This is a genomic window from Daejeonella sp., assembly GCF_036405355.1.
GTDB lineage: Bacteria > Bacteroidota > Bacteroidia > Sphingobacteriales > Sphingobacteriaceae > Daejeonella.
This window is the reverse complement of record NZ_DASWXT010000097.1, coordinates 1-12,197: the sequence shown is the minus strand read 5'-3', so window position 1 is coordinate 12,197 and position 12,197 is coordinate 1. Positions and strand designations below refer to the sequence as shown.

Below are 12,197 nucleotides of genomic sequence, written 5' to 3'. Positions count from 1 at the left end.
ATTGCTTCAACTAAGTCGGTTTTGGAAATAATCAAATCAATAAGAGCTTAATTCGTTAAGGGATATTTAAAGCCGGCAGAGTATTTCTGACGGCTTTTTTTGTTTTTTTTTTGCTGAGCTATAACCGGCTTTTGTTTTTTTTACCCGGTTCAAAAATTTATGCTTTAATAACTTATTCAGGTTTATCACTATTGTATCATTTTTCTTTCATAGGATTTTGAAAGGTTGTTATTTTCTATTTTTATAACTCCTTTAGCTTGTCTGAACGTATCTTACCTAAAGGTTCAGCTGCTTTGTGAAACAGATTAGGACTAAAGAGGGATGCTCAGACGCTTATATTTATTTTTTTTATTTTTTTCTCTCTGGATACTTTCAGGTTCGAAAGCTATTGCCCAAAGTACTTCCAACGAGGGGACTGATTTCTGGGCTGTTTTTCCAACACATGTTCCTGCTAATCTCAACGGATTCAGGCCATTAGCAAGGTATTCCATATTCATAACAGGTAAGCAGGCCTCATCAGGAACAGTTACGGTAGGTAGTTCAAGCCAGCGATTTGACCTGACGGCAGGTAATACCGTTATTGAAGTCCCAATAAATCGTGGGGATGCCTATATTGATGAACTTGAAGCAGGCAGGGTACTCACAAACAGGGCGATACGGGTTCAGGTGGACCCGGGAAAACCTAAGGTGGTGGTTTATGGACATATTTTTGCTGGTGCCCGGTCTGCCGCCTCGCTTATTTTGCCTAAAGAAGCTCTGGGGCAACAGTATTTTAGCATGAATTATGTAAGTGGTAATACCCCTGATCCGGGTCGAAATCATATTGTGCTGATTGCGAGTGAGCCGAATACAAAAATTTTTATCAGGCTTAATGGGAACGACCTTATTCCCGGTGGGGTAACCCTTACAAATCCCGGTGATGTGTACGAATACCTTTCCAATGTTGACCTGACCGGAGCAAATGTGTTTGTTGATCCTGAGACTTCGGGATGCAAGCAGTTTGCCATGTTTTCAGGAACTACAAATTCGGCAATTATAGCTCCGTCAGGATGTTTTGGTAACACCTCATCGGATCCTTTGTATCAGCAGAATTATCCCGTGGACAGCTGGGGTAAGGCCTACGGATTTATCCCCTTTAGTTCAATAAGTCCAAGAGGGAGCACAGTGAGAAGCAGGGGTAATTATGTTCGTATTCTGGCCAAAGAGAATGGTACACGGGTCACTTATAATGGTACCCAGGTTGCAAACCTGAACGCGGGACAATATTATCAAACCCCGGCACCCGTCAATGAGCCGGCATATATTTCAGCTAATAATGCTATTGCGGTTGCACAGTATTCTTTAACTCAGGCTTGTGCGGGTGGGGGATTTAGTGATCCTGATATGGTAATCCTGAATCCGATTGAATACAATATTAAGAACATTACGGTGTATTCCTCGAACAGAGAAAACATCAGTGAGAATTATGTGAATATCCTGATCAAAACCTCTGCAGCTCCCTCTTTCAGGATCAATGGACGAGTACCGGGTGGTACCTTTGCTTTATTAGCAAATAATCCCGAATACTCTTATCTGAAGCTAAATCTGAATCAATATCCTACACAGATATTCAATTTGTCGGCATCCGATGGTTTTAATGCAATTGCATATGGATTTGGTGATGTAGAATCCTATGCTTATTCAGCAGGTACGAATCTTGCATCCAGTCAGTTTGTAAGAGCAATAAACAAAATTACACTCGAGGAAATAAACAATGCCTGTACAAGACAGGATCTTGATTTTAAACTTACCCTGACCGCACCAGCATCAACCTTAACCTGGCAACTTGATGTAAATGATTCTCCGGTTACACAGACCAATCCGCAGGCAGTGCAGGTTGTACGGAATGGCATCACATTTTATGAGTATTTATTTCCAAAGAACCAGGGATATAGTCAACCTGGTCAGAAGTCAATCAAGATCATAGCAAAATACGCTACACTTGCCGGATGTAATCTTGATGAACAGGAAATTGACTATCAGTTCGATGTATTTGATCCACCAGAAGCCTTGTTTACAAACACAAACAATTTCTGTTCGAATAGTGAAATTAGCTTTACAGATATGAGTAAGGATAATGGCAATCCTATAACTTCCTGGGAATGGGATTTCGGAGACGGCAACACTTCAATTGATCAGAATCCAAAGCATATTTTCTTGAATCCCGGTTCATATAATGTTGTTTTGAGAGTAAGGAATTCAACAAGTTGTGATGCAAAGGAATATACTCAGAATATACTGATTCGGGCAAGTCCGGTAGCAGATTTTTCATATACAAGTCCGGGTTGTGAAAATGCTGCAATTATATTTACTGACCTGTCGAGGGCAGTTCAGGGAAATATTGTAAAACGGGAGTGGGATTTTGGAGATGGGACAAGAGCAGAAAATCCAACATCTGCACCAATTAGTCATCAGTACACTTCAGGAGGACAGTTTATGATTAGTCTGAAGGTTACCAATGAATTTGGATGTGAGAATGTACTTACCCGCGAACTAAATATTACTACGCCATTTCTGGAAGCCGGAAAAGATACGATCGTTTTACGTGGGGGTGCAGTAAGATTCAATATTCAGGCAACAGGTACGAATTTAAGGTATAAATGGACCCCCTCCACCGGACTCGATCGCGATGATGTAAGAAATCCAGTTGCATCTCCGGCAAATGATACCCGTTATTATGTCACCATAAGTTCTGACGAAGGATGTATTCTGCAGGATGATATTATGGTAAAAGTGCTTGAAATGCCTTTCATCCCAAATACATTTACACCAAATGGAGATGGAATTAATGATGTATGGCAGATTGAATACCTGGATAGTTATCCGGGGGTAAGTGTAAATATTTATAATCGCTTTGGAATTAAGGTGTTTGGTTCTATTGGATACCTTAAGGCCTGGGATGGTAATTTAAATGGACAATTTCTTCCTGTGGGGACCTATTATTATGTCATAGATCCTAAGATCGGATTACCAGTGTTTAAGGGATGGGTAGCAGTAGTTCGTTAGAGGCTGATTTTTTGGATCACATTTATTGTATAATGTTAGCTGTAAATAATTATACTATTGAAGTTCGACAATGGAAATGATTTTTTAACTTGTTCAAATTATCAGTGATGAGTTTTTTGCAGGAGATGAGGTTTTGGAATTATCATAATGATAAGTATAACGCTCAAAATAAAGTATTAATGAAAAGTATTGCGGCTTTTTTATTTTCTTTTCTGATTTGCCAGTTTGTGTTAGCTCAGCAAAAGCCTCAGTATACTCAGTATGTCATGAATAATTTTATTTTGAATCCCGCAATTGCAGGAATTGAGAATTATGTTGACGTAAAAGCTGGTTATCGTGCTCAGTGGCAGGGACTTGATGGAGCACCAGTGACTTCTTATATTTCAGTTCATGCGCCTCTGGGCAGAAATTTTTTGTACGGGACATCAACCTCAGTGCCACAGGGCGGAGGAAATAATCCCAATAGCCGGAGTTATTTGCAGAATTATATGGCTTCTGAGCCCCATCATGGTGTTGGTTTTACTGCTGTTTCTGATAAGGCCGGACCTATTTCCAGAACTGATGTTAACCTGAATTATGCCTATCATATTGGAATAACAGAACAGGTGAATGTCTCCGTCGGATTAGCAGCCGGAATTTCGAAGATCTATCTTGACCGATCTGGTCTGGTGCTTGAAAATCCAAATGATCAGGCAATCGGAAATGGTAATTATGATAATTTCAAGCCTGATATGAGTGCCGGAATCTGGCTTTACGGACCCCGGTTTTTTGCCGGAGCTTCGGCACAGCAACTATTAAAAAGTCCGATAGGTTTCAGCGACGACCCGGTGACTTATGACCAGGGAAGAAAAGTGCCGCATATATTCGTGACTGCAGGATACAAAGTTTACCTCGGGGATGATTTTGCTGCAATCCCATCTGCCTTATTAAAAATTGTGACGCCGGTTCCCGCTTCAGTGGATGTAAACTTAAAACTAGCATACAAGGATCGCTTTTGGGTTGGTGGCAGTTACCGCAAGGACGATGCATTTGCAGGAATGGCAGGTTTTAATGTTGGTTCATTTATGAACATCGGCTATTCTTACGACCTAACCACATCCGGCCTCAACACTGTAAGTAATGGCTCCCATGAAATCGTGCTTGGAATATTTCTCAATAACAGGTATAAGGTGAGTTGCCCCCAGAAAAGCTGGTAACGTTTAATTGATAGTTGACAATTGAGAGTGGAGAATGTGGAGAATTTCTCATATCTCACATCTCGTTAAAGTTCTTTCCTTAACCTCGCAACCGGAATGTTCATTGCTTCCCGGTATTTTGCAACAGTTCGTCGGGCGATATTGTAGCCCTTTTCTTTGAGAATTTCAGTTAGTTTTTCATCAGCCAGTGGTCGGCGTTTATCTTCTTTTCCGATACATTCTTCGAGGATCTTTTTTACTTCCTTGTTGGAGACTTCTTCACCGCTATCCATTTGAATGGCTTCAGAAAAGAAAGATTTTAGCAAAAAGGTACCGAATTCAGTCTGCACGTATTTTGAATTAGCCACCCGCGAAACTGTTGAGATATCCATACCGATTCGATCGGCAATATCCTTTAAGATCATTGGCTTTAAATTCTTATCATCACCGGTAAGAAAATACTCATATTGATAATCCATGATTGCCTTCATTGTTTTTAGCAATGTTTGCTGCCTTTGCTTGATCGCATCAATGAACCATTTTGCTGAATCCAGTTTTTGTTTTACAAATTGAACGGCTTCCTTAAGTTTTTTGTCTTTCTCAGCTGTTTTATCATAATGTTCAAACATATCCTGATAGGAGCGGCTTACCCTGAGCTCGGGTGCATTTTTTGAATTCAGAGTCAGGAATAGTATCCCGTCATTATTGCTGATATGAAAATCTGGTATAATCTGTAGCTGTTTGGTAGTCACAGCATTGGAGTCGCCAGGTTTAGGATTAAGTTTAAGAATTTCATTCACTACTTCTTTCAGCTCTTCAGAGTCCATATTTAATGAACGTTCCAGCTTGTCATAGTGTTTTTTTGTAAACTCGTCAAGATAATCCTCAACAACCATTATTGCCTTCTGGATGATAGGATTAGGGTCTTTTTTTCTTAGCTGGATAAGTAGACACTCCTGTAGGTCTCTTGCGCCAACTCCTGCCGGATCAAAGGACTGTATCACTTTGAGCATTTCATTAACCTCTTCATCTTCTGCAAATACATTTTGAGAAAATGCGAGATCATCTACCAGTGAAGTAACCGGTCTCCGCAGATATCCATCATCATCCAGGCTGCCGATTAATTGTTGTCCTATCCTGAAATCCTTATCAGAAAGAGGCAACAGGTCTAATTGTGCTTGTAAACTTTCGAAGAAGGAGCTCTGAACAGCAATAGGAATCTCTTTGCGCTCGTCATCATCATCCCCATTCTGCTCGTATTTTGAACCGTAATCATTAATGTTATCGTCCTGGAGGTAATCATCAACATTAAATTCATCCAAACTTTCCTGCGAATCTTCCTGGTTGAAATTATCATCCTCCGGGTCCCGGTCAGGGTATTCTTCAACAGGCTCATTCATATTCGCCAGACTTAAATCTTCAAGAGCGGGATTATCTTCCAGCTCTTCTTTAATGCGGGTATCCAGGGAAACTGTAGGGACCTGCAGCAATTTAATGAACTGAATCTGCTGCGGAGATAGTTTTTGAAGGAGTTTTTGTTGAAGGTTTTGTCTTAACATAAAGTGAATTCTCCGGTAAATTTACATAATTATTGACGGATGAAATAGTCATCCTTGAAATATGTTTGTAACAGAAAGATATACGAGCATAATTTATATTTGTTATTCTAAAAAAAATATATAAATTTAAGAAAGGACAAAATCACAAAATTATGGCTATTGTAAAGGAATTTAAGGAATTCATCTCAAAAGGGAATGTAGTAGACCTCGCCGTGGGTGTTATTATCGGTGCTGCATTTGGAAAAATTATCACCTCCTTGGTTGATGATGTTTTGATGCCTCCAATAGGTTATCTTTTAGGTGGAGTTGATTTTGCGGACAAAAAGCTGGTGCTTGTTACTGCAGATGCTGTTAATAAAGTAGAAGAAGTTGCAATTCGTTACGGAAATTTCATAAATACTGTTATTCAATTCCTGATTGTGTCCCTGTGCATATTCGCAGTCATCAAGGCCATTAATACGTTGAAGCGTAAAGAAGAGGCAGCCCCGGCGGCTCCTGCTCCTCCGGGTGCAGAGGAGCTTCTGTTAACTGAAATCAGGGATTTGCTGAAAAGTCAGAATAAATAATCAATAGGTTCTTTTAAGCTCTGGGTTGGTTATGATAATATAGTCACCCAGATGATCAAATTTTTTCCAGTCGGGATTATTGAAGGTGTTGTCTGAGAAAGATGAAATATTTGCTATTTTTAGGGAAGGCCTGAGCTTTATTACCCGGGCAACAGTGCCAAGTTTTTCATCACTGTGAAAACGACCTGCAACATGGAATATTTTATTTTGCCTGTACTTTTTCAGGTATTTGATGATTGACCATGCCATGCCGCTGTCCCATAAGTTTTGAGCCTGGTATATTTCCATTCCCGGAACTTTGTGCACTCCCATAGTCTTTAAGAAATTATCATAGTATTTCCCTGCAGCAGTATCAATGGGCAGTGGTGGTAGCCATTTTCTGGCTGTTTTAGTTAAAGGATCAAGCCCCGACAATCCTTTTCGCGTTACAATATTAACATAGCGGTTTGGAGTGTTGGCTGCAATAACCTGTATGCCCTGTTCGCGGGAAAACTCAATCATAGGTTTATAGTCTGTATAGTTATTCCATGACCTTGCTTCTTTTATGAAATTCTTTTCACGGATCAGGTTCTGCAGATACTCATTCAATACCAGTTGCACATCGGTTTCGAACATTTCCATTGAAAGTGCCTGATTTTTTCCGTTTTTAAGGTGTAGCATCCTGAGAATTTCTATTTCAAGCTGATGTCCCGTTGGATCATTATGCTCCTCTCCAAAAAAAACAACTTCCTTTTCGGAAAGGGCACTGATAATTTCTTCCAGTGTGCAGGTCTTGTTAGCTTTACTGTCATATATTTTGTAATTCTCTGATTTTAACTGTGATAATGCAGGAAAAGTAAAAAATACAAAGAAAATAAAGAGGTAAAATTTCATATTTTTGAGCTGTTTCGGGGGATTAATTAAAGGAAGGTAAGGATATTTTAATTCAATTGTTTGAATTGTGAAAAATCAACCTTATATTTGCACTCCTGTTTTTTAGAGCAATAATAGATAAATAAGTCATGAAAAGAACATTCCAGCCTTCTCAAAGAAAAAGAAGAAATAAGCACGGGTTTAGAGAGCGCATGAGCAGTGCAAACGGAAGAAGAGTATTAGCCTCAAGAAGAGCTAAAGGTAGAAAAAGACTATCTGTCTCTGACGAGCGTCGCCATAAAGCATAATTTTGATTGTGTTTTCGTAGCCTTACGATTAACGCAGATCAAAATCTGCTTGTAAATCAGGCTAAATAACAGTCAAAATGTACAGTTTTAAAAAAGAAGAACGGTTATGTAATGTTAAGCTTATAGAAAAGCTTTTTACTGACGGTTCTTCTTTTTTAGTTTATCCCTTTCGCATTGTCTGGCTTTCTGAATGTACCAATCCAGAACATCCGGTACAGGTTTTGATCAGTGTCCCCAAAAAAAGATTTAAGCGTGCGGTTGACCGGAACCTGATTAAACGTAGAATTCGCGAAATTTACCGTCTTCATAAATCCGAATATCTTTTTCCATTTCTGAATGAAAATTCATCAGGATTGATATTGGGAATTACTTTTATAGGTAATGAAATAGGAGAGTATGCATTTCTGGATAAGAAGTTCAAAGATGCATTGACCCGATTAAAGAAATTATACCTGAGCAGCCATGTTGAAAAGGATAGTTAAGTCGGTATTTTCTACATTTTTTCTGTTTCTGATCTGGGTTTATCAAAATCTTATTTCACCAATTCTTGGAAAATCATGCCGTTTTACCCCGACCTGCTCTCATTATGGGATCGAGGCAATACAGAAACATGGGCCTTTTAAAGGTGGCTGGTTGACAATAAAGAGGATTGGAAGATGCCACCCCTGGGGCGGGCACGGTCATGACCCTGTTCCATGAGTTTTTTCTTTGTCCATAATTTTGCTCCTTTGCATCTATGAATGATCAACTAATTTTACTTCTTGAAACTGCTACAAGCAGTTGTTCTGTGGCCTTGAGTGAGAATGGAAAAATCATTGCCTTTAAGGAAGCCAATGAGCGGAATATCCATGCGAGCCATATCACTCTGTTTATAGAAGAATTGATGATCAAAAAAGGTAAAAAATATTCTGATTTGAAAGCCGTCGCAGTAAGTAAGGGGCCGGGGTCATACACAGGTCTTAGGATAGGGGTCTCAACAGCTAAAGGGCTCTGCTATGCACTTGATATTCCTTTATTGGGAATAGATACTCTCGAAGCAATGGCATCCGGTCTGCTGGCCCAAAACGATATTCAGGATTCGGATTTGCTGATCCCAATGATCGATGCGAGAAGAATGGAGGTCTATACGGGTATTTATCAGAGGGATCTCAAAGTAATTGAACCGGTGAGTGCAAAGATTGTGGATGCTTCTTCTTTTGATCAGTTTAGAAGTAAAAACCTCATTTTGTTTGGAGATGGTGCCAGTAAGTTTAAGGAATTATTTTCGGATCAAAATAATATCAGATTCATTGATTTTACAAACTCAGCTAAAGATCTCAACTTTTTAGCCGGCAGAAAGTTTAGCAATGCTGAAACAGAGAACGTAGCTTATTTTGAGCCTTTTTATTTAAAGGATTTTCTGCTTACGAAATCCACAAAGAGTAAGGCTTAATCTTTTTTTCCAACAAGTCCTTTTATGAATTGCCCGATAGGATTTTTTCTGAATCCTGAAATTTTAGTCGCATTCGCCTGATGCTCCAAAACACTCCCGAATTTTAAACCGAATCCCATATAAAATGAAACACCGGTATAGCCGCTCGAGTAAGGTGAAGCACTTTTGGTGTAATTTCTTAGCATTTCATAACTTTTTAAAAGCTGATCACTACCTATGTAGAATTCAACATTAGGTGTTTTAATCATGTACTGCCCACCAATCTGTAAAATCCCGGTCGTATTGTAGGCTGCTGATGCGGTAAGGACATGATTCTTTAAATGGTAATTATTGACCAGCACCAGATCCCCGCCATCATAGTAAATGGTTTTGGAAAGGATCAGGTTTGGTTTATAATTTCCAAATTCCTTGCTCAGCATCAATTCTGCTTTACCATTGATCATACTTACATAAGATCTGTTAACTGACTTTGCGCTTATTCTGGTGTCCAAACTGTCGGCTAGCCTGTTATCCGCACTAGAGTTCGAGGCATTTTCAATAATAATTTTTCCAGTATCAAAATCATATTCATAGGCTTCTTTGCTCCATTTTATAAAACCTATATCCTTCACATTTCCTAATACAGACCATCCATCCCGAAGTCGATATGAAGCTCCGGCAGTAATTGAGAGTCCTGGATTTTTAAAATTGGGATTAAGCATTCTCTGATGAAAATTATCAAATTTAAAGCTCGACCTGAGTTGTCCCTTTACTGAAACATCAAACTCATCGTTTGCTTCATCAATGTTTATTTCAGATTTATCAACTTTTAAGGAGGTATAACTTATTCCGCTTAACAAGCTGAACTTTGCACCTATCGAAAAGCGCTTTGTATAATTTTGCCGGTATACAAAACTGAACTGGTGGTACGACTGATTATATCCCTTAACATTGAAGAGATTACTCAGGTTGCTGGCATTGAATACACGGTAATCGTCAAAAATTGCAAAAACCTCATTGGTTACACTTGCTCTTCCATCATTTCGAATCTGCCAGCTAATTCCCATTTCCTTGTATTTTTTTACTGCCTTTAACATACGCAGCATAGCGATATAATTATTTGAACTGAAGGCCAGCGTATTCATTCGGTTTTCACCCAGGGTAATGTCGCGGCCATTGAATACACCATCATAAATGAGGGATTTGAATGCAGGTTCGGCCGGACCAGAGAATGTCGAATTCAGGCTGATTGTTGGAATAAGGAAATTGAATGCGAAACGACGACTTGTATCAACCTGATAGGCTCTTTGGGATGGATTTTCGAAACTGTCATATAAGGTACGACTGTTATAAAGAGAGTATTGCTGAGAATAGCCGGTTCTTATTAGTCCAAAGAGTAAAAATATTATAAGAGATAGCTTAATTAAAGATATTTTGTTTCGGCTTAAAATCATGGTATAATTAGTTGCTTCCAATACTATCTACGAATAAATCAGGCTCAGATGCTGTCTTTATATTTTTGTAAGCAGTGTAAAAATTAGTAAAAAAATATTCATTATTACTCGTCAACTGATACGACATTGCATATAGATCTTTTATTCCATGATTTTTACTTCTAAAGATCTGACTATAATTGCTTTTGAGCGAGTTTCTTAACAAAACCGCTGCATTGTTTAAATATAGTACAAATGAAACATTACTCTGATCGGCAACCAGTTTATCGAATTGAATATAAGCTTCGGTTTTATGAAGTAATCGCCCGGAATTGTAATCATTTAAAAACCGCTGGATACTTGATGGTGAATTTGAAAGGATAAGCAGGTTGTCGATAATTGTAAAAAAAGGTTTGGAAAACTTTTTCATTGGATCTCCCAAATAGAAATAGAATAGATTGCTGTAATTCATCCTTCTAACTGTTGGGGAATAAAAGGAACTCATTGGGTCAAGTAAGAACTGAAGCTTGCTTCCATCACTCACTTTTATTATTCCCAGACTCTCTGAAGTTGAAAGATGAAGAGTGCTCATTTCTTTAGCCCATAATTTGATCATATCCCGTTCCGGATTTATACCGGTTTCAGATCTGATTTTTTCTATTTGCCTGTTGAGAGTGTCAAGCTCAGCTCTGGCTTCAAATATTACATTCAGGTCTTTCTTATAGCTTGTATAATCTGAAATGCCATAAGCTATCGAACTTGCTGTATTATATGGCATCACAAGTTTAATTGTATTCTTAACGGGTTTCTGATTCAGGAAAATAGGGATGTAGCTGTCTTTAACGGTGGGTATTCTACTTATTCCATTAAACATCATTACATCAGTTTTGTAATTTAACTCCAGACTTGAATAACCGGAAAAGCTTTCAAAAAGCTCCATGTTATCGCCTAATTTTCGTCTGAAATAGGGCTTTAGAAAGCCGGGTTTGTTATAGTTAATAAAAAGATGGGCTAATGCATTTGCGTCTTTGCTTATGCCGGTGTTGATCTCTTTTATAAATGACTGACTAATCTTTTTTGTTTTGTTGTCGATACTCCGATTGATAAGTTCAAATGCAAAGCTTCCTCTTGCAATTCCTTTATCAATGCAGAGGTAAAAAGGTCGATTTAGTTCGTCAGTATTGATTTCCAAAATTGCATTACCTGATTTCTCTTTCATAGAGAATCTGATATTTGAAAGTTCAGACAGCATATTTCTCAGGTCATTAATCGATATGTTCTGTTTTAACTGGATTGACCACAGAAAGTGAACACTATCAGTTTTGGACGGATGAAAAGATAAAAAGACCTTTTGCCCATCAGTTAGATCAGCCAAATCCTTTTTACTAATCAGAAGTTCTTTTAACCAGGCCAGTTCTTTTTTAGACTGAGTACCGATGATAGTATCAAAAACAGTATAATCTGAAAAGATTTCATACAAGCTTTTGTCGTTGGGGTATTGGAAAATAAGGGAGGCATCAGCAGGTATTTCAGAAAGCACACGATCATTATTCCGGCTACTGACGTTGAGATTCGAAAAGTATAAATATGCAAGAGAAATCACTATGAGGACTAAAGCCGTTGTAATTCCTATTATTTTCTTCATCAATATGTGCTTTTAGCAAATTTATATTTTTATGTCATAGATTACGAACCGTAATCTTCAATAAAAATTTAATAAACTAATCAATAAATAATGGAATTATTTACATTAACGCAATAAATTCTTATTTGGTTCAATTAATTAAAGGAGTTTGTCTTTTTAGTACAATTTGCAGTTCTACTTTTGATAATTTAATAGATGTATCC

11 protein-coding genes are annotated in these 12,197 nt (G+C 38.2%); 7 read left to right on the top strand and 4 right to left on the bottom strand.

The window, feature by feature from the left end; all coding sequences use genetic code 11:
* Positions 1 to 321: 321 nt before the first annotated feature.
* Together VGE44_RS11945 and VGE44_RS11940 are read left to right on the top strand one after the other, a co-directional pair.
* Positions 322 to 3,045 (top strand): PKD domain-containing protein, encoded by a 2,724-nt coding sequence (locus tag VGE44_RS11945; protein WP_331079311.1) that lies wholly within the window; start codon positions 322 to 324, stop codon positions 3,043 to 3,045.
* Positions 3,046 to 3,224: 179 nt separating this feature from the next.
* Entirely contained in the window at positions 3,225 to 4,241 is a 1,017-nt protein-coding gene (locus VGE44_RS11940; RefSeq protein ID WP_331079309.1) for a type IX secretion system membrane protein PorP/SprF, read from the top strand.
* A gap of 65 nt (positions 4,242 to 4,306) precedes the next feature.
* Here VGE44_RS11940 and rpoN read toward each other — a convergent pair whose 3' ends face one another.
* Positions 4,307 to 5,779, bottom strand: coding sequence for an RNA polymerase factor sigma-54 (gene rpoN, locus VGE44_RS11935; RefSeq protein WP_331079307.1), 1,473 nt, complete (start codon positions 5,777 to 5,779; stop codon positions 4,307 to 4,309).
* A 152-nt stretch (positions 5,780 to 5,931) separates the two neighbouring features.
* Here rpoN and mscL point away from each other — a divergent pair, with 152 nt between their 5' ends.
* Entirely contained in the window at positions 5,932 to 6,345 is a 414-nt protein-coding gene (gene mscL / locus VGE44_RS11930; protein ID WP_331079305.1) for a large-conductance mechanosensitive channel protein MscL, read from the top strand.
* Here the strand turns inward: mscL and VGE44_RS11925 are convergent, their stop codons facing one another.
* Positions 6,346 to 7,218 carry a ChaN family lipoprotein gene (locus VGE44_RS11925; protein WP_331079303.1) on the bottom strand — a complete coding sequence of 291 codons (873 nt, stop codon included), beginning with the start codon at positions 7,216 to 7,218 and terminating at the stop codon, positions 6,346 to 6,348.
* Between the two features lie 128 nt (positions 7,219 to 7,346).
* Between VGE44_RS11925 and rpmH the strand changes: the two genes are divergently transcribed.
* The 4 genes from rpmH to tsaB all read left to right on the top strand — a co-directional run bounded on the left by rpmH (position 7,347) and on the right by tsaB (position 8,937).
* Entirely contained in the window at positions 7,347 to 7,505 is a 159-nt protein-coding gene (gene rpmH, locus VGE44_RS11920) for a 50S ribosomal protein L34 (RefSeq protein ID WP_079701901.1), read from the top strand.
* Between the two features lie 77 nt (positions 7,506 to 7,582).
* On the top strand, positions 7,583 to 7,987 hold the full coding sequence (gene rnpA / locus VGE44_RS11915) for a ribonuclease P protein component (protein WP_331079300.1): 405 nt from the start codon (positions 7,583 to 7,585) through the stop codon (positions 7,985 to 7,987).
* Positions 7,968 to 8,204: a membrane protein insertion efficiency factor YidD gene (yidD, locus tag VGE44_RS11910; protein WP_331079297.1), complete on the top strand. Its 237-nt coding sequence runs from the start codon at positions 7,968 to 7,970 to the stop codon at positions 8,202 to 8,204. The genes rnpA and yidD overlap by 20 nt, the downstream gene beginning before the upstream one ends.
* 37 nt (positions 8,205 to 8,241) lie before the next feature.
* A complete protein-coding gene (gene tsaB / locus VGE44_RS11905; RefSeq protein ID WP_331079295.1) occupies positions 8,242 to 8,937 on the top strand; it encodes a tRNA (adenosine(37)-N6)-threonylcarbamoyltransferase complex dimerization subunit type 1 TsaB in 696 nt (231 codons plus the stop codon).
* Here the strand turns inward: tsaB and VGE44_RS11900 are convergent.
* Both VGE44_RS11900 and VGE44_RS11895 read right to left on the bottom strand, forming a co-directional pair.
* Complete coding sequence (locus tag VGE44_RS11900; protein ID WP_331079293.1) at positions 8,934 to 10,370, bottom strand: DUF5723 family protein; 1,437 nt, start codon at positions 10,368 to 10,370, stop codon at positions 8,934 to 8,936. The two genes, tsaB and VGE44_RS11900, sit on opposite strands and share 4 nt — an antisense overlap.
* Before the next feature lie 7 nt (positions 10,371 to 10,377).
* Complete coding sequence (locus VGE44_RS11895; protein WP_331079291.1) at positions 10,378 to 11,994, bottom strand: hypothetical protein; 1,617 nt, start codon at positions 11,992 to 11,994, stop codon at positions 10,378 to 10,380.
* Between the last annotated feature and the right edge of the window lie 203 nt (positions 11,995 to 12,197).

Coding starts and splice junctions, on each gene's coding strand:
- VGE44_RS11945 (WP_331079311.1), top strand. CDS start 322: ATGCTCAGACGCTTATATTTATTTTTTTTATTTTTTTCTCTCTGGATA.
- VGE44_RS11940 (WP_331079309.1), top strand. CDS start 3,225: ATGAAAAGTATTGCGGCTTTTTTATTTTCTTTTCTGATTTGCCAGTTT.
- rpoN (WP_331079307.1), bottom strand. CDS start 5,779: ATGTTAAGACAAAACCTTCAACAAAAACTCCTTCAAAAACTATCTCCG.
- mscL (WP_331079305.1), top strand. CDS start 5,932: ATGGCTATTGTAAAGGAATTTAAGGAATTCATCTCAAAAGGGAATGTA.
- VGE44_RS11925 (WP_331079303.1), bottom strand. CDS start 7,218: ATGAAATTTTACCTCTTTATTTTCTTTGTATTTTTTACTTTTCCTGCA.
- rpmH (WP_079701901.1), top strand. CDS start 7,347: ATGAAAAGAACATTCCAGCCTTCTCAAAGAAAAAGAAGAAATAAGCAC.
- rnpA (WP_331079300.1), top strand. CDS start 7,583: ATGTACAGTTTTAAAAAAGAAGAACGGTTATGTAATGTTAAGCTTATA.
- yidD (WP_331079297.1), top strand. CDS start 7,968: ATGTTGAAAAGGATAGTTAAGTCGGTATTTTCTACATTTTTTCTGTTT.
- tsaB (WP_331079295.1), top strand. CDS start 8,242: ATGAATGATCAACTAATTTTACTTCTTGAAACTGCTACAAGCAGTTGT.
- VGE44_RS11900 (WP_331079293.1), bottom strand. CDS start 10,370: ATGATTTTAAGCCGAAACAAAATATCTTTAATTAAGCTATCTCTTATA.
- VGE44_RS11895 (WP_331079291.1), bottom strand. CDS start 11,994: ATGAAGAAAATAATAGGAATTACAACGGCTTTAGTCCTCATAGTGATT.